The organism is Streptomyces griseochromogenes (genome assembly GCF_001542625.1).
Lineage (GTDB): Bacteria > Actinomycetota > Actinomycetes > Streptomycetales > Streptomycetaceae > Streptomyces > Streptomyces griseochromogenes.
The window spans coordinates 5,020,524-5,042,324 of the sequence record NZ_CP016279.1 but is presented as its reverse complement, the minus strand read 5'-3'; the positions used below and the strand labels follow the sequence as shown (position 1 = coordinate 5,042,324).

The 21,801-nt window shown below is 68.1% G+C and carries 19 protein-coding genes and 3 pseudogenes; 10 read left to right on the top strand and 12 right to left on the bottom strand.

Features of this window, described 5'->3' with window-relative positions; all coding sequences use genetic code 11:
* Positions 1 to 177: 177 nt before the first annotated feature.
* From AVL59_RS52300 to AVL59_RS21400, 4 genes are all read right to left on the bottom strand, one after another.
* Positions 178 to 354: a hypothetical protein gene (locus AVL59_RS52300; protein ID WP_237281972.1), complete on the bottom strand. Its 177-nt coding sequence runs from the start codon at positions 352 to 354 to the stop codon at positions 178 to 180.
* A 354-nt stretch (positions 355 to 708) separates the two neighbouring features.
* Positions 709 to 1,521, bottom strand: a complete 813-nt coding sequence (locus AVL59_RS21415) for a class I SAM-dependent methyltransferase (protein WP_067306891.1) — start codon at positions 1,519 to 1,521, stop codon at positions 709 to 711.
* A gap of 146 nt (positions 1,522 to 1,667) precedes the next feature.
* Positions 1,668 to 2,467 (bottom strand): IS5 family transposase gene (locus AVL59_RS48655; RefSeq protein ID WP_237281881.1). Its coding sequence is split into 2 segments (ribosomal slippage): positions 1,668 to 2,129 and positions 2,132 to 2,467, totalling 798 coding nucleotides; the frame shifts between segments, so codons are not numbered across the junction.
* A 362-nt stretch (positions 2,468 to 2,829) separates the two neighbouring features.
* Complete coding sequence (locus tag AVL59_RS21400; protein WP_067306888.1) at positions 2,830 to 3,786, bottom strand: ArsR/SmtB family transcription factor; 957 nt, start codon at positions 3,784 to 3,786, stop codon at positions 2,830 to 2,832.
* Between the two features lie 66 nt (positions 3,787 to 3,852).
* On the opposite strand from AVL59_RS21400, the gene AVL59_RS21395 reads away from it, so the two are divergent.
* Entirely contained in the window at positions 3,853 to 5,136 is a 1,284-nt protein-coding gene (locus AVL59_RS21395; protein WP_237281589.1) for an MFS transporter, read from the top strand.
* A gap of 428 nt (positions 5,137 to 5,564) precedes the next feature.
* Here the strand turns inward: AVL59_RS21395 and AVL59_RS21390 are convergent, their stop codons facing one another.
* Positions 5,565 to 6,872 (bottom strand): alpha/beta hydrolase family protein, encoded by a 1,308-nt coding sequence (locus tag AVL59_RS21390; RefSeq protein WP_237281588.1) that lies wholly within the window; start codon positions 6,870 to 6,872, stop codon positions 5,565 to 5,567.
* A gap of 550 nt (positions 6,873 to 7,422) precedes the next feature.
* On the opposite strand from AVL59_RS21390, the gene AVL59_RS21385 reads away from it, so the two are divergent.
* Complete coding sequence (locus tag AVL59_RS21385) at positions 7,423 to 7,878, top strand: hypothetical protein (protein WP_067306884.1); 456 nt, start codon at positions 7,423 to 7,425, stop codon at positions 7,876 to 7,878.
* A 287-nt stretch (positions 7,879 to 8,165) separates the two neighbouring features.
* Here the strand turns inward: AVL59_RS21385 and AVL59_RS21380 are convergent, their stop codons facing one another.
* Positions 8,166 to 9,005, bottom strand: a complete 840-nt coding sequence (locus tag AVL59_RS21380; RefSeq protein ID WP_067306881.1) for an SAM-dependent methyltransferase — start codon at positions 9,003 to 9,005, stop codon at positions 8,166 to 8,168.
* A gap of 27 nt (positions 9,006 to 9,032) precedes the next feature.
* Positions 9,033 to 9,452, bottom strand: a complete 420-nt coding sequence (locus tag AVL59_RS21375; protein WP_067306878.1) for a hypothetical protein — start codon at positions 9,450 to 9,452, stop codon at positions 9,033 to 9,035.
* Between the two features lie 25 nt (positions 9,453 to 9,477).
* Between AVL59_RS21375 and AVL59_RS56080 the strand changes: the two are divergent.
* Positions 9,478 to 10,014, top strand: a pseudogene (locus AVL59_RS56080) (hypothetical protein).
* 518 nt (positions 10,015 to 10,532) lie between these two features.
* A complete protein-coding gene (locus AVL59_RS52295; protein WP_159399982.1) occupies positions 10,533 to 10,952 on the top strand; it encodes a hypothetical protein in 420 nt (139 codons plus the stop codon).
* A gap of 345 nt (positions 10,953 to 11,297) precedes the next feature.
* Here AVL59_RS52295 and AVL59_RS21360 read toward each other — a convergent pair whose 3' ends face one another.
* Positions 11,298 to 12,272, bottom strand: a complete 975-nt coding sequence (locus tag AVL59_RS21360) for an AraC-like ligand-binding domain-containing protein (RefSeq protein ID WP_067306872.1) — start codon at positions 12,270 to 12,272, stop codon at positions 11,298 to 11,300.
* Here AVL59_RS21360 and AVL59_RS48645 point away from each other — a divergent pair, their 5' ends adjacent.
* From AVL59_RS48645 to AVL59_RS50620, 3 genes and pseudogenes are all read left to right on the top strand, one after another.
* Positions 12,273 to 12,782, top strand: coding sequence for an SDR family oxidoreductase (locus AVL59_RS48645; RefSeq protein ID WP_159399981.1), 510 nt, complete (start codon positions 12,273 to 12,275; stop codon positions 12,780 to 12,782).
* Positions 12,779 to 12,907, top strand: coding sequence for a hypothetical protein (locus AVL59_RS55630; RefSeq protein WP_257785094.1), 129 nt, complete (start codon positions 12,779 to 12,781; stop codon positions 12,905 to 12,907). The genes AVL59_RS48645 and AVL59_RS55630 overlap by 4 nt, the downstream gene beginning before the upstream one ends.
* Positions 12,908 to 13,232: pseudogene (locus AVL59_RS50620) on the top strand (Sir2 family NAD-dependent protein deacetylase); the annotation flags it as partial. It abuts the gene before it with no gap.
* Positions 13,233 to 13,243: 11 nt separating this feature from the next.
* Here AVL59_RS50620 and AVL59_RS56490 read toward each other — a convergent pair.
* Positions 13,244 to 13,677, bottom strand: a pseudogene (locus tag AVL59_RS56490) (transposase); the annotation flags it as partial.
* Positions 13,678 to 13,907: 230 nt separating this feature from the next.
* Positions 13,908 to 14,270, bottom strand: coding sequence for a hypothetical protein (locus tag AVL59_RS21350; protein WP_067306866.1), 363 nt, complete (start codon positions 14,268 to 14,270; stop codon positions 13,908 to 13,910).
* A gap of 466 nt (positions 14,271 to 14,736) precedes the next feature.
* Here AVL59_RS21350 and AVL59_RS21345 point away from each other — a divergent pair, with 466 nt between their 5' ends.
* Entirely contained in the window at positions 14,737 to 18,561 is a 3,825-nt protein-coding gene (locus AVL59_RS21345; RefSeq protein ID WP_067306863.1) for an nSTAND1 domain-containing NTPase, read from the top strand.
* On the opposite strand, the gene AVL59_RS21340 is transcribed toward AVL59_RS21345, so the two are convergent.
* Positions 18,543 to 18,833, bottom strand: coding sequence for a Tn3 family transposase (locus AVL59_RS21340; protein WP_067306861.1), 291 nt, complete (start codon positions 18,831 to 18,833; stop codon positions 18,543 to 18,545). The genes AVL59_RS21345 and AVL59_RS21340 overlap by 19 nt on opposite strands.
* A gap of 49 nt (positions 18,834 to 18,882) precedes the next feature.
* The gene (locus tag AVL59_RS21335; RefSeq protein ID WP_067306859.1) at positions 18,883 to 19,773 is read right to left on the bottom strand and encodes a helix-turn-helix transcriptional regulator; all 891 of its coding nucleotides are present in this window, start codon (positions 19,771 to 19,773) and stop codon (positions 18,883 to 18,885) included.
* Positions 19,774 to 19,911: 138 nt separating this feature from the next.
* Between AVL59_RS21335 and AVL59_RS21330 the strand changes: the two genes are divergently transcribed.
* Together AVL59_RS21330 and AVL59_RS21325 are read left to right on the top strand one after the other, a co-directional pair.
* Positions 19,912 to 20,691 (top strand): NAD(P)H-dependent oxidoreductase, encoded by a 780-nt coding sequence (locus AVL59_RS21330; RefSeq protein ID WP_067306856.1) that lies wholly within the window; start codon positions 19,912 to 19,914, stop codon positions 20,689 to 20,691.
* 415 nt (positions 20,692 to 21,106) lie between these two features.
* Positions 21,107 to 21,724: an SUKH-4 family immunity protein gene (locus AVL59_RS21325; protein ID WP_067306853.1), complete on the top strand. Its 618-nt coding sequence runs from the start codon at positions 21,107 to 21,109 to the stop codon at positions 21,722 to 21,724.
* Positions 21,725 to 21,801 lie beyond the last annotated feature (77 nt).

Below are 21,801 nucleotides of genomic sequence, written 5' to 3'. Positions count from 1 at the left end.
TCGACCAGCTGGTATCTCACCGTCGTCCGGAGGCCTTCTGGGCTGCCGGGCTTCAGGTGGGGCGTCGGGTCATGAGGGTGATGAGTGCCCAGGTCAGATGGGCTTCGCTGTGTTACGGGAGGCGTTCATAGTCGCGCACGTTGCGACGGGCACGCATGATCCAGCCCAGTGTTCGTTCTACTTTCCAGCGGCGGCGCTGAGGAGGTCTTCGGTGACGGCGCCGCACCGGGTGCCGAGGATGGCCATGGCGGCGAGGCCGACGCTGCGGGGCACACGGATTGCGTCCCAGTCGTATCCGGATCCGGCATCGTGCAGGGTCGCTCCTGCGGCGGACGGTAGTCGCGCCCTCGGCATCGTGTCTCCTCAGCACCAGGTGTGATCAGGCGCGAACAAGACTGGCCCTGAGGGACCGCCAATCCGAGGACTTGGAGAGGCCATCATTGCGCCAGAAAGAGGACTTTCTATGCGCCGAATGGGTGAGTACTGGCCAATGACAGGGCCTCGGTGGACACCTATCGACAGGTACTCGTCCAGGGAGTGCAGTAGCGGCCGCGACAGGCAACGTCCCTCTCAAGGCGGCGCGGATCGTCGCCGGTTACCTGACCCAGCAGGATTTCGCCGACGCGCTCGGCGTGCTGGCCGCGCATCAACCTGGCTCCACTCATCAGGCCCCCTTGGAATCGATCATCTAGGAAACCGGGAGGCGCTCTACCGGCGGACCGCCGAGATCAGTGCGCCGGGCCGCTCCTCGCGCTGCGGCGGGGTGCTGATCGGGCGGCCGTAGGCGGCAGCGCGCTCGCGCAGGGTGTGGCTGTCGGCCTCCCAGCCGTGCCCGGCCAGCCAGCCCACCGGGTCGTCGGGCATCTCCGAGACCCACATGGACGCCGCCGATCCCGGCACGGCGTCCGCGCCGAAGCGCTCGATCACGCCGCGCGAGCCCAACGTCAGCCCCATCCGACTGCCTGCCGCCGACTGCGCGCTGATCCGGGCCAGCAGCAACTCCACCGCGTCGTCGGGCAGATAGATCAGCAGTCCTTCGGCGATCCACACGGTCGGCACGGCCGGGTCGTGCCCTGCGGCGGCCAGCGCGGCTGGCCAGTCCTCACGCAGATCCACCGCGACGGTGATCCGCTCGCAGCGTGCGACGGCCCGCTCCTGGCGCAGCACCGAATCCTTGAAGTCCAGTGGCGCGGCGGTGTCGACCTCGAACAGCCGGGTGCCCTCGGGCCAGTCCATCCGGAAGGCCCGGCTGTCCATGCCGGCGCCGAGCAGCACGACCTGCCGGACCCCGGACGCGGAGGCCTGCTGCAACAGGTCGTCGAGGAACTTCGTCCTGATGACGATGGAGAACGACACGGCCAGCCGGCGGCGTCGCGCGGCCTCGTCATCGGGCGGCGGGGAGGAGGGCCACAGGCCGCCGGCTGTGGCGAAGGCCTGTGCCAGTGGGTCCCGGAACAGCGCGTTCTCCCGCTCGGTCTCCAGCGCCCGCACCCTGGCCACCCCCACCGCCGTGGCCCACACTCCCGACGGCTGCACCCGCTCCTGCTCATCAGTCACCGCGCCAGCCTAGATGAACGATTCCAAGGGACCTGATGAGGGGTGCCAGGTTCATGCGTGGCCAGGCAGTCATGCGCGCACTGACCGCCTACGACCACTAAGAAGTCATCTCATTTGGTGAGTCTGCGGTAGCAGATGAGGGTGCAGGCGATGCTGGTGAAGGCCAGGAAGTGTTCGGCTTTGCGTTCGTAGCGGCGGTGGAGGCGGCGGCATCCGGCGAGCCAGGCCATGGTGCGTTCGATCGTCCAGCGGTGGCGGCCCAGCCGTGTGGAGGGCTCGATGCCTTTGCGGGCGATGCGATGTCGGATGCCGCGGCTGCGTAACCATCGGCGCAGGTGGTTGTAGTCGTAGCCTTTGTCGCCGTGGAGTTTGGCGGGCCGTCGTCGGCGCGGTCCGCGCCGGGAGCGAATGGGTGGGATGCCTCGCACGAGCGGTTCGAGGGCCTGGCTGTCGTGCAGGTTGGCACCGGATATCCCGACGGACAGGGGCAGCCCGGTACGCTCGGTGATCAAGTGGATCTTTGAACCGTACTTGCCGCGATCCACCGGATTCGGACCTGTCAGGTCCCCTTTTTCAGGGCTCGCATGTTCACCGAGTCGATCGCGCAGCGAGACCAGTCCAGTTCACCGCGAGAGCCGAGTTCGTCGAGGACCAGGCGATGGAGCTTCGCCCACACCCGGGCCTTCGACCACTCGGCGAAGCGCCGGTGAGCCGTGGGCCCTGAAAGCCCGAACGAGGCGGACGGCAGTTGCTGCCACGTGCAGCCCGACGTGGCCACGAACACGATCGCAGCCAACACCTCCCGGTCGCCGTGCCGGCGCCGGCCACCACCCTGAGGCCGACTCGGCGCCTCCGGAACCACTCGCTGGAACAACTCCCACAGCTCATCCGGCACAAGCCGCTCAACGATCCCCACATCTGGAGCCTATCGAACACCCCAAATGAGATGACCTCTAAAACCACCATTGGGCGAAGATCAACAGTCCCACTGTGACGCGACCACACGAAGTGGACCAGAGCCTATTCGTGGATGTCGTTTCGACGCGAGTTCGGGAGTCACTCGCGAACGCGTTCTCAAGATCATTGTCGGTGGGAAGTGATGTCGCTGCTGCGTGTGGCAGCCGTCACCGGTGCGGCTTTGTGGTGAGTGAGGAGAGCGTGGGGGTCGGTGCCGGGGGAAGGTGGTCGGTGTGGACGGAAGCGGCAGCCAGGATGGGGAAGGCGTGGATGAGGGTGCATTCGGCAGGTTAGGCGGGCAGGGCTGAGGCGTGATCAGTGTTCGGATGCCTCGGCCATGAGTGCCTCGGCCGTTTCGGTCCGGGCGTACAGGATGCTGCGGCCTATCCGGGTGGGGCGCACTAGGCCCGCGTCCCGAAGTGCGGTGAGGTGCTGTGACGCGCCGCCGACCGTGAGCCCGGTGAGCGCGGCAAGTTGAGTGGTGGTCGCGGGTTCGTGGAGCAGGGTGAGCAGGCGCGCCTTGGGTCTGCCGATCACCCGGGCGAGTGCGTGCGAGGGAACGGCCGGGCGTGACTCCCAGATGGTGGCGGTCCCGCGCGCCGGGTAGCGCAGGAGTGGCTGCCATGGAGGCGCGGTGAGCAGTGACACTCGGGGCCAGGCGAAGGCGGACGGGGCGAGGACCAGGCCTCGCCCGTCCAACTCGACCGTGCCGGAAAGGTTGTTGCGCAGCCTGACCCCGAGTCTGCCGTCCTCCCAGCGGAGGTTGGGGTCCAGGTCGGAGAAGAGCTGGCGGCTGCCGCCGGTGGACAGCAGAAATGCCCGGTGCCGTACGTCTGCTTCGAGTACCGCGCGGATGCGCGGCCAGTACGGTGCCACTGCCAGCTCCCAGTAGGCCTCGATGGTGGTCACCACCTGTTCAATCGCTGCGACGGGATCCGCGTACCGGGGCAGCCCCAGGACTTCGAGGTCGGCTTGGATCCCTTCCACCGGGTGCGTACGCATCGCGGCGAGTTCGAGCCGGATGTCCGGTGCCGCGGTCACCGGAGCCGGCGCGACGAACGCGGCGACCCTCGGCGTGATGACTTCGGTGACCGGCCGCAGGTCCAGCCGCGCCCGCGCCAATCGAGGGCGCACGGCCGCGAGCCACGGGCCGTGCAGCGCGTGACCCTCCTGCAGGGTCAGGACACGCAGGCTTGCGATGGCCTCCCACAGGGGCGAGATCGCCAAGCGGGTCAGCGCGAGGTCCTCGGTGGTGAACTCCAGCTCAAGCATCCGCTGAGTTTAGGTATTTCTGAGCTTATGGCGAGCCGTGCGGTATCTCCGCCAGCCTCGGGCGCCATGACTCGCCCACTCGTCACGCCCGCACCCGCCGCCATGGACCGGCGGCACCGCAGCGCGCTCACCGACCGTGACTTCCGGCTTCTGTACACGGCCGACGCGGCCGGCAGGCTCGGCGCACAGGTCAGCTTCCTGGCGCTCCCCGTGCTCGCGCAGACCGTGCTCCGCGCAGGGCCGGGACAAGTCGGTGTGCTGTCCGCGCTCGGTACCGTGGCCTTCCTGCTCATCGGCCTGCCCGCGGGGGCATGGGTGGACCGCATGCCCAAACGGACGGTGCTCGTCGCGGCCAACCTGAGCAGGGTCGCGCTGACCGGCTCGATCCCCGTGGCCTGGGCCTGCGGAGTACTCGCTCTTCCCCAGATGTATGTGGTCGTATTCCTCACCGGAGTAGCAACAGTCTTCTTCGACGTCGCACATCTGTCGTACGTCCCCCACCTCGTCGGCGCGGACCGGCTCGTCGCCGCGAACTCCGCCCTCACCGGGCTGAATCAAGCCGCCGATGTCTCCGGACGCGGCATCGGCGGCCTGGTGGTGCAGTTCGTCGGGCCGGCGGCAGCTGTCGTCGCCGACGCGCTCGGCTTTCTGTGGTCGGCATGGTGCATCGCGCGGATCCGGGCCACCGAGCCAAGCCCGCAACGTACAGCCGCGGCTAGGCCCCGGCTCTGGCAGGAGACGGCCGCCGGGCTGCGCTTCGTGCTCAGCCATCCGATGCTGCGGGCACTGGCTCTGAAGGGCGCTGTGACCAACCTCGCGATCCAGCTGTGCCAGGTCTCGTTCGTGGTGCTGTTCACCGAAAAACTGCACCTGTCGGCCGGAATGCTGGGGCTAGTGCTGTCGAGCGGTGGCATCGGCGGTTTCCTCGGCGCGATCGTCGCGCCCGCTGTCGGCCGGCGCCTCGGGCACGGCCGCGCCTTGTGGATCGCCGGCGCGGTAACGAGCCCTTTCGCCCTGCTCACCGCTCTCATGGCCCCAGGGCCCCTGCTGTGGGTGGGAGCAGCAGGCTGGATGGTCACCATCGTCCAGACCGGCATGGCCAACGTCCTTGCGGTCAGCGCCCGCCAAACGGTGACCCCTGCGGCGATGCTGGGCCGGATGAACGCCACCTTGCGGTTCCTGCTCACCGGGGCTCTCTCCGTCGGCGCCCTGCTGGCCGGGCTGATCGGCACCTACTTCGGGGTACGCGCCGCGATCTGGACCGGCGCTGTCCTGATCGCCACCAGCTGGCTCGTCGTGTTCTGCTCACCGCTGCGGAACGTACGTCACCTACACGAACTCGGCGACTGAGCGCGACATCTCCATCGGGCCTCCTGCGGCATACGCACACTCGCCCCTCCCACCGCAAGCCCCTGGGTGACTTCAAAACAGACCGACGTCGCAAGGTCGGTCAGAAGGCGACTCCCGCACTCACCTCGAAACGACTCCCGCCCTCAGCTACACAGCCACACGTGGCCAGAGAACGTGGGTCGGCCAACAGCGCGTGTCAGGACCGTAGTCGAGCGGCTGTCTCCCCGCCGATGTGGTCGTTGAGCGTGGACGGAGCGCCGTCGCGTTCCGCGGCGGACGGCGGACGGCGTCCTGGCCCACCCGCTGAACTGCCGGACGGCCCTCTGTGGGGAGGGCCGCCCGGCCCATTTTGTTGCCGCTGGTGCCGTTTTCCACCTGCGCCCGAGGGGCGGTCCCCGCATGCGGGCCCCGCTCTTCGGATGCCCCGGTCAGCGGACGAAGGAAATCTCCGGGAATTTCTTGTCAGGCCCGTCGAGCAGGGTGCCGTGCTGGTGGCGTAGTTCCTGGTCGAAGAAGGCGGCGAGATAGACGCGCTGGATCTCGATCGCTCGGTTGGGGTCGATCGTGCCGTACACCTGCTGGAGCTGGGCCGGGGAGAGCCCGAGCAGGCCCGCCTCCTGGGGCGCCATCGCCTCGTCGTCGACGAACGACACATGCGCCGAGCCGTGCAGCTGGATGTCGACCCGGTATCCCTTCAGATGCGACCACAGCGTGCGCCACGACTTGTCGTTGTTGCGGTTGTGGGTGCCGGAGCTGAAGAGCATGAAGGGGCGGTCCAGGTTCTTGCTCGGTGCCGAGCCGAAGAACTGGCCGTCCAGGTTGACGCCGGCGGCGATGCGGTGGTCGAGCTGCATGGCGGTGTCGACCGCCGCGCCGCCCAGCGAAGCGCCGAACATCCCGATGCGGGACATGTCCACGTGGTGCGACAGACCGGTGGGGAGCCTGGCGTGGTCGACGTCCGGGTTGCCGCCTTTGGCGATCGCACTGAGCTGGTTGATGACGAAGTGGATGTCGGCGGCGCGCACGTTGAGCGTGTCGGCGGAGTGCGTGCCGACCGGCATGGTGTTGACCTCGAGCCGTCCGCCGGGGAACTGCACCTCGTTGGCGTCGTGGGTGTGGTCGACGGTGACGACGAGGTAGCCGCGGCTGGCGAGGTCCTCGGCGAGCACGGTGCCCCTCGCACGGTCCGAGTGCAGCCCGCTGGAGTACAGCAGGACGGGCAGTTTGCCGAGCTTGGTGTCGACCGGGGCGAGGACATGGCCTGCGGTCTTCGGCAACGTCACCTGTTGTGGCGTCAGGCCCTGGGAGGCGAGGAAGTGGGCGCCGGAGGCTGACGGCATCCACGGCGCCTGGTAGTGACCGCGGGTCGAGGCGGCCGGGTACCAGAACGACACCATCAGCTCGCGCGGTCTGTTGCCAGGCACGTACGGGTCCGTGCGGGACTTGTCGACGAGGTGCAGGCTGAACGTGCCTACGCCGTGGCGCCCGGTCGGCTCGGGCAGACTGAGCTGGAGAGCGGACGTGCCGGCGCGAGGCGTGACGGCTGCCGGACGGACGGCCTTGTGCTGCGGCGGCGCCTCGTCGTTCTGGGGCGCCCAAGGCGTGTCGTCCTGGTCGGGCGAGACCCCAGTGGCAGTGGGCTTTTTGGAGGTCTTTCCGGCGGCCATCGCCGGCGTCATCCCCGCACCCAGGGCTACGGCCAGCACACCCGCCGTACCGACCGCTCTGGCGATCACTCTGCGACGGTGGCGCGGGCGGCGGTGTTTCATGGGACCCCTTTTTTTGTTGGGCAGCGGTCGAGGAACTGGCGATCGGCTGTCGTCCGCCGTACCGCCGCAGTGGACTACGGATTGCGGGCCCCTGGCGTTCACCGTGTCGGCGGGCGGGACGCGCAGTTGAACCACGTGACCAATTGGGTTCACCGAGCAGCGGATCCAGCGTTCCCGGACTGGGAGCCGCCCACGGCGACTGCACCGACGAACCCGCAGCGGCCGCCCGGCCCGCTGACTGCGCTCCGCGCACTCCGGTCACTTCGGGAGCCATGTTGCGCCGGTTCCCTCCAAGGGGAGCGGCAGGCAGTGGGCATCAGACGGGCAGGCGGCTCTGCGTGTCCCGCGAGGTCGCCCACTTGCGCCGTGTTCCTGCACGTCAGAGGGTGGGACGTCCCGAGAAGGCGGCATGTGCCCGGCGCCGCTTGCCCTCCTGTCTGGTGGCCGCCCATCGTGGTCGGCGGTTACGGGGTGGCGTTGAGCGCCCCGGTCCGCGACTACGGGAGGGAACAGAAGCATGAACATGCGCAGGAGCGTCACGGCGCTCGCCGCGACCACGGCACTCGCCGGTATCGCCAGTCTTGGTCTCGCCGCCTCTGCCGGCGCTGTGACGCCCGCTGTGGAGTCCGGTACCTCGCATTCCGCTGTGGTCCACCCGGACGGTTATGAGCCGAGTTCCGTCAAGACCCGCGGCTACTGCAAGGGATGGGTGTACACGAAGAAGAGCAATGGCCACTGGTTCGCCAAGGGTGTCATGTCCTCCCGAGGCGGTGGATACCGCTGGCACTGCGAGATGCACATCGAACGCGAGCACGGCGGCGGCGCGTACACCCAGATCTCCGACGAGCACCTCGCATCGGGTGAGACCGTGTCGACCGGCTACTACTGGGACGACAAGGGCTACAAGGTGCGGATCTGTGTCGCCAACCTCGACTGGGGCGATCAAACCTTCTACTGCGGCAAGGGCGTCTGAACGACGGAAGCCCCCAACTGGGCGGCTGGGGGCTTCCGGCCCGCGGACTGCTCCACGTATTCCATCACCTCGGGAACCCCATATCGTCGGTTCTCCGAGCTGGGCGGTGAGGGTACACAAGGTGGTCGTGCTGCCGCCGTTGCCGGTGCAGACCAGGATGTGTGCGGCGGCGCCACTTCCTCGGACGCAACCTACGGGTGATCACGTTCGGGGCATCGTTCGAGGTCAGACCATGGAGAACAGGCTGAGAGCCTCACCGCGTACACAGACACCAGGGTTCGCCCCTGTCAGGCGCGGCAGTGGAAGATGCCCCAGCGCAGTTCCCCGCGACGTGCGGCAGCTACCCACAGGGGCAGATTGGCCAGCAGGCTGTCGACGTAGGCGGGGCTGATGATGCGGCGCAGTTCCTGTTCGCGCCGGCGTGTCTCCTCGGTGATGCGCTCGTAGTGGCGGATCAGTTGGTCGCTGCGGTCGTCGAAATCGGTGTGGGACAGCCCCAGGCCGGCGAGTGTGCGGCGGTAGAAGTGCGGCGTGGCCAGGGAATCCACGCCCAGTCGGGAGACGGCGGCGCGCAGAGCTGCGGCAGGGGTGTCCTCAGCAGCCATCAAGTCGGTGAAGACCAGGGCCCCCTCCGGCTTGAGGACACGGACGGCTTCGCTGAGCAGGCGGGGGCGGTCGCCGCTGTGGCAGAAGGCTTCCTGGGACCAGACGACGTCGAAACGGCTGTCGGGACAGGCGATGTCGTGGAAGGACCCGGTGACGACCTCGATGAGGTGGTCGAGGCCACGCTCGGCGTTCGTGGCGCGGTGGCGCTGGTTCTGGGTGTCGCTGAGGTTGAGGGCGATGACTCGGCATCCGAAGCGTTCGGCCAGGTAGCGGGTCGGGCCACCGTAACCGGAACCGAGGTCCAGCACCGAGCTGCCCGCACAGACAAGGTCGCTCACCTTGTCCGCGGCCTGCTCGACGGTGTGACGGGAGGCATCCGCGACCGATTCGTCCGCCCGGGCGTAGATCCCGGTGTGGATGTCCTCACCGCCCCACACCGCGTCGTAGAACGCCTCGACGTCCGGGGTGTCGTAGTAGCTGCGGGTCGCTTCCTCGGAGCTCGATGCACTGCCGTAAGGCATGGGTTTCTCCTCGCCCTGTCGTGCTGGTCATGATCCATGTACCAGCACACCCAACCTGCAGCCGCCCTGCCAGACGGGAAACACGCCAACCGGAGCATTCGAGCTCCGGCAGATCATCGGCCGGTGTGACGTCGTCTGGAACCAACCGTCACCGCCGTACGACGCCGGCTGAGGTGTGGCGAGGGTCGCTTCCCGGTTCTCCCAGAGGTCCTGGACCGTCTGGGCGGTGGTGTCCGGGTGGCCGCTGGCCAGGTGGACGCCCTCACCGGCGGCTCCGAGCCAGCCGATGCGGAAGGCCAGGCGCTGCCACCCGGCCCGGTATGAGGAGTGTCGGACGCGGCCTTCGACCTTCGGCAGGATGCGGGTGCCCGAGCGCCAGAACGTCGCGTCGGTCTTGCCCTCGCCGTCCATGGGGCGGCCAGCCGGGAACCGGCCGATGCCGAACATCAGGGATTCGGCGGTCTCCTCGCGGATGCCGTCGGTCGTCGGACTGCTGGAACAGCACGAGCTGGCCACTCGTCGTCGAGTCGACGGTCTGCGGGAGAAGGCCGACCGCATCCAGGCCGAGTTGGCCGCGGCCGAGGAGGAATGGCGGGAGTGGGCGATCGCCCGCTGGCGGGCCGATGTGGTGCTGGCTCCAGACTGCGGCAACACCGCCGACACGGAGACGGCCCCGGATCCGCGGGATGCGGACGCGCGGTCGGCCCCCGGGATGCGGCGAAGCCGAAGTCTCAGGTGCCGGTGTGGCGGGAAGGGCTGACCTGGTCGGTCCTGTCGATGGACTACCAGCGCATCCTCAAGGGCGCTCGCGGATCGCGCCCGGCTCGGTCAAACGCCGCTGGCCTGCCAGGAGATGGCACCAGGGTTCGGCATGGACGTAGTGCCGGCGCGGGTGGAGGCCGTGCGGTCGAAGGCGAAACGTCTGGTGGCCCGCAGCTGGCTGGCCGAGCAGCAGCCGAGCCGATTCACGCTCGCGCAGGGTGTGGCCGGGCCAGGCGGCGGGTCATAAGCAGGGTCATCGACCAGTAGATCACCGCCTCGGCGCCGGCGGTGCGGCGCTCGTAGTCACCTGCCAGGCGGCGGGTGCGCATCAGGGGGCGAAGAACCGCTCAACGATCCACCGCTTGGGCAGCACTACGAACCCCCGCTGGTCATCGCTCCGTTTGACGATCGCAAGGACAGGGGCGAACGCGGCCAGGCAATACTCGACGAGACTGCCGGTGTAGCCGCCATCAGCCCGGATGAGGGCCAGCAGGTGGTGCGCACGTCAGCGACTTGACGCAGCAGGATATGGGCGGCGGCCGGTTACTTACGCCGAAGACCGTACAGACCGCAACGGCATGAGGTCCTTGTGCGTTGCGGACACCTACGCCGCCACTCGATCAGTAGCCCCGCTGAAGAAGCTCACTCATTTCGAGTCGACGTACTGCAAAGGCAGATGTGTACCGACTGCTAGCGCTTCACGTCCTGCAGGGAGCAAAGCTGTCAGGGCGCGCAGAGTGCGCGCCCTGCATGAGAAGGATGTGTATGAAGCGCAAGTTGTGCACGGCTGCTGTGGCGCTCGCGGTGACGGGGGCTGCTTTCGCTACGGCCGCCGCTTCCCCGGCCGTGGCCACCTCGCTTGGCTCCGCGAAGCCCGACTGTCTCCTGGGAGCCTTCGTGCAGAAGGAAAATGGTGAGACCTACACCCTTGGAAGGGTGTACTGGTGCGACAACGGTGACAAGATCGGCGTCAACGACATGGCGTACGACGGCCGTGCCCTGGGGGTCCGGGTCGACGACGGCAGTGGCAAGTACCGCTGGTGCAAGGACGTCTCCGGTGCGGACGACAAGTGGAAGGACTGTTCCTTCGACCTCAAGGAGAATCGGAGGATCAAGGTTCGGGGCTACCTGGAGAAGAAGGGGCAGAAGTCCATCTGGCTCAACACCCATACCTTCTACAACTGAGCTCCGATCGGCTGCAAAAGCCCGTCCAAAGTTCTGACATGGTGCGGGGCTCGGCCGGAGACGACTGGGCCCCGCACCGCCCGATGTCTGTCGCACATCCCGACCGCCGCTCTCAGGGGCGTTCGGGTGCCGGTAATCCCGCGACGAACAGCGCTCCCACCTACCTCGCGCCCTTCGCATCACAGTCGGTGACGCGAAGGGGGCAACCTGCTGTGCGCGACATCGGGGCAAGGGGGGAAGCGGTCAGATACTGAAGGCGTGGGCCGGGACGGGGACATCATCGAGTGTTGTTCCAGTACAGGGCGCCGGCGGTGGCACCGCGTCAACAGCTTCGTCAGCTGTCGGTCAACTCGCTGGACGCTCCTGCCCACGCCGGTAGTCGTTCGGTGCGAGGCCATAGGCGTTGCGGAAGGCTCTGCTGAAATCTGCCGCGCGGAGAAAGCCCCACCGGGCGGCGATGCCGTGGATGGGCAGCGCACGCAGCGCGGGATCGGTCAGTTCCCGGCGGGCGGCCTCCAGGCGCCGCAGACGAATCCAGGCTGCGACAGTGGCTTCTTCACCTTCGAAGAGACGATGCAAGTAGCTGACGGACACATGGTGTGCTGCCGCCACGGCGGTGGGAGTCAGGTGCGGGTCGTGCAGATGACTCTGGATGTAGTGCTTGATGCGCAGTACGAGGGTGCGCTTGCGGGTGTCGGGAGGTACCAGGGATTCATCTTCGACGGCGTGTGCGAACAAGGCAGCGACCAGCTCTGCGGCGACTCTTCCCAACCGAGCACCGTCGCTGGGCTCGTAGGTGTCGGCGTCCTTGACCACTTGAAGCAGAAACTGGGACAGCAGCACGCTGATACCCCCCTGTGTCGGCATCCGCCGTGGCAGCATCTGGCTGGTCATCCTCCGGGGTAAGGGGATGATCGACTTGGGAAGTTCCAGGCTGACAGTGGACACAGGGTGTGCATCCGTGCGGATCTCCCAAGGTAACGAGGAATCGTTGAAATACAGGTCAGTGGGCTGATAGACGCTCTCGTGATCGTCCCAGGTGGTTATGCCTGTCCCCTTCAGGATGAACGAGACGTGATACAGCTCCGGGTCGGATCGGCGGATCAGCTTCGGCGTGCGCTGGATGATCAGTTGCTGGAAGGTCTGCGGCCACACCGACACCGTTCCCAGTTCCAGCACGCGCATCTGGGCATGGAAGTCACCTGCATGCTCGCTTCGCATGCGTACCGGAGCATGCGTCTGTCCCACGGACTCTGCCCAGTAGGCCAGTCGATCCTCCCTCGGCACATCGTCGCTTCGGATAACTGTTTCCTTCAGCACTTGCCCGCCCCCCAAATCATGCGTTGCGTTGGCGCGAGCAAGAACGATACTGGGCGCGGGGAACCCTCCCGGGCCGCGGGAGACGACGTACGGGGCGAGTATGGCCAGGATCAACTACGCAGCGACGGGCAGGCGGTGCGCGTCGTCACTCGCGCCCCCTCCTCGGCGCGGGTCGCCGGGGATGTCGAGGTCGTCGCAGGCGATCTGCACGACCGACAGTCGCTCGTGCGTTCCGCTACCGGCGCCAAGGCGATCGTCCGCACCGTTCAGGTCGGTGGCGGCAAGGGAGCGAACGGTCCCCTGGGTATTGAGGGCACGGGCATCCGGCGCCTTATCGGCGTCGCGCAGGACACCTCGACCGAACACTTCGTGTACTTCTCGACCGCAAACGCCCGCGCCGACCGCCGGGGCGAGTTCTTCCGCTTCGAGTCCGAGGTGGAGCTCACACTGCGCACCTGCGGGCTGCCGTTCTCGATCCCGCGGCCCACCCACCTGATGGACATCTGGTGAAGATGCTCGCGGAGTCGGTCATCAAGAAGGGAAAGGCCATGGTGCTCGGCTCGGGCGTCAACCCGGTGTCATGTGTGGCAGGTGCGGACGTCGCCCGCCGCGGCCCTGGCCGTACGCCGGGGTGAAGGCTGGTCCGCCGACCTTTCTGCGGCAGCATCCTCAAACCGGACGTGGTGTACTTCGGCGAAACCATTCCGCCACGGCGGGTCGAACACTGCCGTGAACTGGTCCGTGAAGCAGCCTCCTTCCTGATCCCGGGCTCCGCACGGACTGTGATGTCAGGGCTCCGGTTCGTCCGCCACGCAGCCCGGACCAAAGCACCGGTGCTGACCGTCAACCGGAGCCCGACCCGGGGCGACCCGCACCCCCTCCCCCGGGGGCACGCTTCCCCTGGGAACAGCCCTCACCACCGTGGCCGAGCGCCTGGACGCCCCCATCGACGACCAGGCGACTGCCACAGGCTCGTCCATGGCCACGCAGATCCGCGAGACCTCGGGCTTGGAGATCCCCGTGTCGCCCCCAGGGCCTTGACCAGGTCGTCGACCCGAGCGGGGCGATACTCCGTGCACCTACGCCTCCATGATGACGGCGCAAAGGGCCTGGTGATACGGCGCCGGCATTCCAGCAGCGACAGGATGAAGCTGCCGGTGCGGACTGTGGGGATCTCCAGGTCCAGGTCGCCGGCCGGCGTGGTCAGGGTCTTGCCGCAGTGCCCGTTACGGAAGGCCGTCCGTGAGGCGCTGTACTCGTTCCCCTCGGCGCGGATGTGCGCGTCAGCCTCGGCCTCGATCAGCTCCTGCAGCATCCGCTCGACCACCCTGCGGACGAGCTCGATTCCATCGGTCGAGCGTAGTGACTCCGGCGGGCGTACCAGGTCGGACCGAGACAGGGCCATCGTGCACTCCTGCCGCTTGAACTGGCGTTTTAGCAGGGAGAGTTGCACGATGGCCCGCTCCTTGTTCAGGGAGCGGCCACCCGCATCAGGTAGGCGCCCCGGGCAAACGCCCAGGCACTCCCCCACTTTGACCGGCTACACCACCGAGCGGGACGCCATGGCAGCCACTGGCGTCTGCAGGGCGTTCGCAGCCGGTCTGCCGTTCTCGCCGCGCAGAGGAAGCCGGCGTGTCAGCAGGGTGCCGCGACGTTCCCGCAGTAGATCCAGCCCCACTGGGGAGAGTCGAGCTGGTACCAGGTGCTGCCGTACCGGTTGACCTTCTTGCTGTAGTAATGGAGAGGCTGTCCCGCGGAGGAGGTACGCCAGAGCACGGACCCGGTCGAGTAGTAGGTGTCCCTGACCGGATCACCCGCCCTGAGGGCATTGGTCCAGCCCGCTTCCGCCACGACGACGGTCTGACCCGATGCGGTGGCGGAATCCGAGGCTGCCGTTGTCATGGCGGTTTCGGACGCCGCCTGGGCCGGGGCGGTGATTCCGCCGGCGACAAGGGCAGCGCCCATGGTGACCCCGGCGAGGAGGGTTCGTATGCGCACGATGATGTCTCCGTTCGTGTGAGTTGTCTGGCTGCCGCATGCGCGGTGAAGCATGGTGCGCTGTCACGGCAGGCACTGAGCTCGCTGTACTTGCAGTGGGGGCGGACGCCCGTCCGCCCCCACAGCACCCGGGCCTCCCCCTGGTCACTCGATAGCGGACCGGACCCGGTGCCCTTGGCGCCGGACGGCGCGTATTCCAACGCGCCGTGGCATTTCGGGTGAACTGAATCCCCTGGCCGTCCGGCAGTCACCCGAACGGCTCCCGGGGGCTCGCAGCACCGATTCCAGCCGCCGACGCATTGTTTGGCAGTGCTGGTCAGGCGGCCGAACAATGGCCGGACGCGATCTTTGCGGGTGTTGTGGTGCATCCGTATCGTGCCTGGCCTGTCCAGTGCAGGGGCAGCGGCCGGGGGGGTGGCGTGTGGCGGGTCGTCGTGAGGCGCCGTTGGATCCAGGGGCCGGTCCGGTGCAGCGGTTCGCCTGCGAGTTGCGCAAGTTGCGCGCCGAGGCGGGCGGGATCACCTATCGGGTGCTGGCGGACCGGGCGGGGTACTCCATCACCACCCTGTCTCAGGCAGCGGCCGGCGAGCAGTTGCCGACGCTGCCGGTGGTCCTGGCCTACGCCCGGGCTTGTGGGGGCGACCCGTTGGAGTGGGCAGCCCGGTGGACGGAGGCCGTGGAGGAGGTAGCCGCCGCCTCCGACCCGGCGACGGACGACACGGGGACAGAGTCGCCGTACAAGGGGTTGGCGCGGTTCGAGACAGGGGACCACGGCCGGTTCTTCGGCCGTGACAAACTCACCGCCGACCTGCTGGAGCTGCTGCGTCACCGCCGGTTCGTGGCGGTCTTCGGCCCGTCAGGCAGCGGCAAGTCCTCCCTGCTGCGCGCCGGCCTGGTCCCCTCCCTCCAGCACACCCGGGAACCAGGCCTACGTCCGGCCGCGATCCGTATCCTCACGCCCGGAGAGCGCCCGGCGCGCACGCACGCCCACGTGTTCGATCCCAGCGACACCGAGTCCGGCGCCGGTGACGCCGGTGCGGACACGTTCGTGATCGTCGACCAATTCGAGGAGATCTTCACCCTCTGCCAGGACCCCACGGAGCGCGCCCGCTTCCTCAGCCTGCTCCTGGCCGCATGCCGGCCTGAGAACCGCTTGAGGGTGCTCATCGTCGTGCGCGCCGACTTTTACGGCCGCTGCGCCGAAGATCGCGATCTGACCGACGCACTGCGCGACGCCCATCTGCTGGTCGGCCCGATGAGCCGGGAAGAGCTGCGCGAGGCCATCGTCAAACCTGCCACTATGGCCGGCCTGACCGTGGAGCGGACGCTGACCACCCGTCTGATCGAGGAAGTCGTCGACGCACCGGGCGGATTACCGCTGCTCTCGCACGTGTTGTTGGAGACCTGGCGCCGCCGCCGCGGCAAGACGCTCACCGTCACCGGCTTCGAAGCAGCCGGCGGCCTCGCCGGAGCCATCGCCAAGACCGCCGATGACGTCCACAGCCACTTCACCCAGGACCAAGCCCGCACGGCACGCCGCCTCCTGCTGCGGCTGGTCACCCCCGGCGACGGCACTCCCGACACCCGACGCCCCACCCGGCATACGGAGTTGTACGACATCGGCGGCGAGGAAACGGATCAGGTACTGGATGCCCTCACCCGCGCGCGCCTGCTCACCCTGGACGACGGCACCGTCGACCTGGCCCACGAGACCCTGCTCACCGCCTGGCCCCGGCTCCGCGGTTGGATCCAACAGGACCGGGAACGGCTGCGCCTTCACCGCAAGCTGACCGAAGCGGCGCGCGCCTGGGAGGAACTGGGTCGCGACTCCGGGGCTCTGTACCGCGGCACGCGCCTCACCGCGGCCGAGAAGCGGTTCGATGCGCATCGCGCGGACCTCACCGAACTCGAACACACTTTTCTCACCACCAGCATCGCCGCCCGCAGGCAGGAAGAAGACGCCGCCACCCGCACCACGCGCCGGTTGCACCGGCTGCGGGCGGGACTGTCCGCCCTGGCGGTGCTTGCTCTCCTTGCCGGTGTCATCGCATGGCGGCAGAGCGAGTCCGAGGATCAAGAACGGCTGCGCACCGAGGCTCGCCGGGTCGCGGCGCTGGCTGAGAGCCTGCGTGCGACGGATCCGGTCACCGCGGTGCGGCTGAGCATTGCCGCCTGGAACCTGGTCGACCTCCCCGAGACCCGCTCGGCGCTGATGAGCGCCGCGGTGCAGAAGGAGCAGGACGCCTTCACCGATCCGGCCACCGAACCCGAGGCGGTGCGGTATCTCAGTCGCGACGGCCGGACCCTGATCAGCGTTACCGCCAGGCGGGTGACGACCTGGGACATCGGCGCCCACAGACGCAGCGCTTCGTTCCCCGGGCTGGGTACGCACCTGGCACACGTCGGCGTGCTGAGCCCCGACACTCGCGCACTCACCCTGCTGGGCGAGGACGGCGCAGTGCAGATGTGGGATGTGCGGGCAGGCCGCGTGGCAGGGGGCAGCCTGCCTGCCGACGACGGAGGCGAGATCAGCCCAAGTGGCCGCATCCTTGTGCTCTATCGCACCGCAGGACCACGGGCGACAGTCCAGTTGCGGGACATGAAGACCCGGCAGGTCTTGCTGGAGCGCCACATGGAGGACCGCTTGCCCGATATCGGGTCGGACAAGCTGTACGACGTCTCGGACTTTTTCGAGCAGCAGCTCTTCAAGCAACGTCGGATGACCAGCTACCCGCTGCCCGACGCCCAGGTCAGCGCGGACGACCGCCTGATGGCACTGTGCTTGCCCGGCGCCCGCTTGGAGGTATGGAACATCGCGCGGGGGCGGAAACTACCGACCCCGTGGGCGCCGGTCACCACGGCGAGAAACTGTGCGGACGAAGATTTCCAGTTCGCTGCCGACAGCCGACGCCTGGTCCTGCGCAGCCCGGCGGGAATCCGCACCTGGGACATAGCCTCAGGCCGGGAACTGCCCAGGATCCGGCATGACGGACTGAAGGGCCTCGCATTCAGTCCCGACGGCAGATTCATCGCTGCCACGGATGCCGACGAGATTCTGCTGTGGCGAACCGACGCGCCCGCAGCACCGGTCTTCCGCTATTCCCTCTCCGACGAGGTGGTCAGCGAGCTCAGACTCGACATGGGAGAACGCCGGATCCGCTACTTCGCGGACCGGTCGCAGACCGTCGTACGTTCCCTGTCCTTGGACGGAGTCGTGGACTCCCGCTGGCAGAACCGGCCAGGTGTATCGGCCGCCTTCAGCCCTGACGCAGGTGCACTCGCCTTCGCCCGTCGGGACACCGGCACAGGAGGGGCCGACATCCAGCTTCGCGAAACGCACGGTGGCCGAAGCGCGGTAGATCTGCCCCCTGCCCCCTGCCCCTCTCCGGCCGATGCCCCGCGACCCCCAGTTCCCTGTCCCGTGCACATGGCTTTCAGGCAGGACGGGCGCGTTCTCGCCTATGACATCAGCCATCCGACAACATCCGTTCCACCGGAAAAGGTGCATCTCTGGGACGTCGGGGCTCGCCGCATCACCGGCTCGCTGACAGTGACGCGGTACGACTCCACGATCCCCGGCGCGCAGGGGCCCGCGGTCAACGGCATCGTCTTCCACCCGGACGGGAGAACACTGCTGGTCTCCCGGATTCCCAAGGACGAGTTCATCGAGTACTGGAACATTCGTCGTGGTAAGAAGACCCGCGAGATCGCCGCCGGCGGTGAAACGCTGTCGGTCAAACCCGGCGGCGGCATTCTCGCCACCAACCACGGCCAGTTCCTGGATCTGCGGAACGGCCGCCTCACGCGTCGCACCCTCACCACCGGCACGACGACCACCGTCGCATACAGTCCGGACGCAAGATATCTGGCAGCAGGCGACGAGTCCGGTGGGGTCACCGTGTGGGACGGCGACGCCCACCTGCCCCTCGCTGTGCTCCCCCCGCCCCCGACCCGCGAAAGCCAGCCCAGATACGTGTCGGCGCTGGCCTTCTCCCCGGACGGACGCACCCTGGCCGCCGCAGGCATGGACGGCACACTGCGATTGTGGGACGTGTACTCCAGCCGACAACTCGGCTCCGCCCTCCCCACGACGGGTACGGCCGTCCTCGCCGTGGCCTTCGGCTCCGACAACAGAACGCTGTACACATCAAGCGCACACGTGCCGCTGCAGCTGTATGACATCGCTCCGGAACACACGGCAGCCCAGGCGTGCAAGCGAGCCGGAACGGGCCTGACCCGGACCCAATGGCACACATACATCCATGGCGCGCCCTACCGGCAAACATGCTGACCGATCAAAGGTGCCCTGAACACGATCGAACGCCACGGAGCCCCGTCGACCGCAGCAGGGCGGGACACCTGCTGGAGCAGCAGGGTGTTGATGTGGACGAGGCTGGTCTGGAACAGGTGCAGGGCAAGCATGCTGGTCTCGGCGTGCTCCTTGTCCGGGCCGGTCAGGGCGCCGTCCTTGCCGTAGTGCAGCACGGTGTTCGCAAGATCGGCGAGGTAGTCGCAAGCGAAGACGGTGCGTACGGCGCCGCCGAGTTCATTCGAGCGCGGCACAGGTGTCAGTGCGGCAGGCCAGGTAGACAGGTCCGGGACTGGAAAGCCGTCAGCGCTGAGGCGTTCCCGGCGGTTGGCGGGCGTCGTTGAGCTGCTCGCCGACCTGGGTGTTCACTGCAGGATGCGTGTCACCGCTGTCCGCGCCCAGGCCCGCGAGCAGGCGCAGTCCGTCCTCGGCGGGGCTGCCGGGGGCCGCGGACAGTACTAGCAACTCCATGCCCGATTCATCCGGTAGTGCGAAGTTCTCCTGGTGCAGTTCCAGGAGTCCGACCAGCGGGTGCCGGTACGCCTTGCGGCCATGTGTGCGGGCGCACACGTCCGCGCGGGCCCAGAGGCGGCGGAAGCGCTCGCTGCCCATCGCCAGCTCGCCGATGAGTGAGGCCAGACCGGGGTCCTCGGGGTATTTGCCGGCGGCCAGGCGCAGGTGCCCGACCACGTCGAGGGTGCATTTCTCCCAGTCCGCGTAAAGCCCGCGCTCGGCCTCCTCGAGGAAGATGTGCCGGGCGGTGTTCAGGCCCGGCATCGGCCGGCCGTAGAGGAGCCCGGCGAGGCGATTCCCGGCGAGCACGTCCAGGCGGTGGTCCATGATCAGCGCGGGTGCGTCGGCGACCAGGTCGAGGACGCGCAGCAGCTGCGGCCGGACCCGCCCGCCCGGCGCCTTCGTGCGGCGGCGGCGCTGCCGGGCGAGCCGGTAGAGGTGCCCGCGTTCGGTCTCGTCGAGGCCGAGGACGCGGGCGAGCGTGTCGAGGACCTGCTCGGACGGCTGGGTCGCGCGGCCCTGCTCCAGGCGTACGTAGTAGTCGACGCTGACTCCGGACAGGTGCGCGACCTCTTCGCGGCGCAGCCCTTCGACCCGGCGGCGGCTGTCGGTAGGGATACCGACAGCCGCCGGGTCGACCCGGGAACGCCGGGTCCGCAGGAAGCTCGCAAGATCGTCCATGCCCCCAGTATGGCCTCGATGGTGCCGGCGAAGGTGGTCCTGCCAGTACCAGGAAGTCCCGTCCGATGGAAGAGGAGCCCCTGAACGCCGGGCGCCCCGGCGCCCAGAATCGAAGGCACCCGATCCCAAGGAGTTCCCGTGAAGACACTGATCGTCTACGCCCACCCGGAGCCGAAGTCGCTCAACAACTCGCTGAAGGACCTCGCGGTGTCCACATTGGAGACCGCGGGGCACGAGGTACGGGTGAGCGATCTGTACGCAATGAACTGGAAGGCTGTCGTGGACGCCGCGGACTACGGCCCCGACGCCTCAAGTCCGCTGAAGGTCGCCCTGGACTCGGGCCGGGCCTTCGACGCCGGGACGCTCACCCCGGACGTCCTCGCCGAGCAGGAGAAGCTGCTGTGGGCCGACACGATCATCTTCCAGTTCCCGCTGTGGTGGTACACGATGCCCGCGATCCTCAAAGGCTGGGTGGACCGGGTGTTCACCTACCACTTCGCGTACGGCGTCGGCGAGCACAGCGACACCAGGTACGGCGAGCGCTTCGGTGAAGGCACCCTCGCGGGCAGGAAGGCTCTGCTGTCGGTGACCGCCGGCGGCCCGGAGTCGCATTACGCCGCTCGCGGGATCAACGGCCCCATCGACGATCTGCTGTTCCCGATCCACCACGGCATCCTCTACTACCCGGGCATCGAGGTGCTGCCGCCGTTCGTACTGTACGGCACTGACCGGATGACCGACGAAGACTACCCGGACGTCGCCAAGGCATGGGAGCAGCGCCTGCTCACCCTGGAGTCGACCGAACCGATCGCGTTCCGGCGCCAGAACTTCGGCGACTACGAGATCCCCTCGCTGCAACTGAAGAAGGGACTGGAGCCCGCCGGCCGCACGAGCTTCGGGCTGCACGTGCGCGGCTGACCGCCGGCGATGGACGGGGAACCGATGAAATGCGGCCAGCGCACTCAGTCGCCCACTGCCGGCTGACCTGCGGCGACTGAGTTGGTTGACAAGGGACCTCCAGCGGCGCGTACCCCGTATCGCAGGAGGTGTTCCCTGCTCCCTGGACGTCCTGTCGGTCGGTTGCGCGCCGCGCCCGGCCGTGCGACCCACTCGACCGACTGGTTCGTTCAGGGGGTCATGCTGCTCGCCGGTCGGAGATGTGGAACTCCTCGCCCTCGGACAACAAGTTCGTTCCGTAAGAGGGCGGGTGAGCGGGCGGGGCGGGATCGGAGTCGCCGAAAGCGCATCGATCCGCAACGCTGTTGTTGTGACCGCTACCATCCAGTGAGAGTCCCACGGCGCCCGTGCCGCCGCGGAGTTCGGAGTTCCAGCAGTGCTTTTCGACGTCACCCGCGGCGAACTCGCCGGTATCTTCGGCGAGGACCGGATCGCGACCCTGCCCGCCACCGCCTTCCCGCCCGCCGCCGCGGACACCGAGGGCGCCCGCCTCCTTCAGACCGTCGGCGTCCCCACCGGGACGCTCCTGCTGCGTCAGCCCGACGAGGACGACGGCCTGCTGCCCCTCGCCCAGGACGTCGCCTGCATCGAGGACTTCGAGGACTCCGCGGAGGGCGCGGGCGCCTGGCCCGTCATCGGCTGGCTGCTCAACGCGCACCTCGCTCTCGACCCCGTATCCGGCAAGGTGCACGCCTTCGATCCCGACGCGGAGACCGTGCAGGAACTCCACACGGACGTCTCCTCCCTCGTCCAGGTCACCCTCCGGTTCCAGCGGCTGCTCGAAGAGTTCACCTTCAGCGGCGACGAGGGCGACGAGGAGGCCGACTTCGAGCGCCTTGACGGCGAGGTCGATCGCATCCGTGAGGAGATGAGCAGCATCGACCCGCTCCCCTTCCAGGACGACGAGACCGTCTGGTCGGTAGTGGGCGATGAGATCACCATGGGCCAGCGCTTCAAGGGCAACAGCCCGGGAGCCCGCTCGCTGTACGGGTGATCGCAGGCCGCCATCCCGCGGACCGGTCTCCTCATCGACCTGCCCGACCAGTTCCAGACTCTGCCTGGCCCCGGCCT

Bases quoted from the DNA above. Each gene is read 5' to 3' on its own strand.
- AVL59_RS21385 (WP_067306884.1), top strand. From the start codon at position 7,423: ATGAACATGCGCAGGAGCGTCACGGCGCTCGCCGCGACCACGGCACTC.
- AVL59_RS21395 (WP_237281589.1), top strand. From the start codon at position 3,853: ATGACTCGCCCACTCGTCACGCCCGCACCCGCCGCCATGGACCGGCGG.
- AVL59_RS21375 (WP_067306878.1), bottom strand. From the start codon at position 9,452: ATGTTCGGCATCGGCCGGTTCCCGGCTGGCCGCCCCATGGACGGCGAG.
- AVL59_RS21380 (WP_067306881.1), bottom strand. From the start codon at position 9,005: ATGCCTTACGGCAGTGCATCGAGCTCCGAGGAAGCGACCCGCAGCTAC.
- AVL59_RS52295 (WP_159399982.1), top strand. From the start codon at position 10,533: ATGAAGCGCAAGTTGTGCACGGCTGCTGTGGCGCTCGCGGTGACGGGG.
- AVL59_RS21400 (WP_067306888.1), bottom strand. From the start codon at position 3,786: ATGCTTGAGCTGGAGTTCACCACCGAGGACCTCGCGCTGACCCGCTTG.
- AVL59_RS21335 (WP_067306859.1), bottom strand. From the start codon at position 19,773: ATGGACGATCTTGCGAGCTTCCTGCGGACCCGGCGTTCCCGGGTCGAC.
- AVL59_RS52300 (WP_237281972.1), bottom strand. From the start codon at position 354: ATGCCGAGGGCGCGACTACCGTCCGCCGCAGGAGCGACCCTGCACGAT.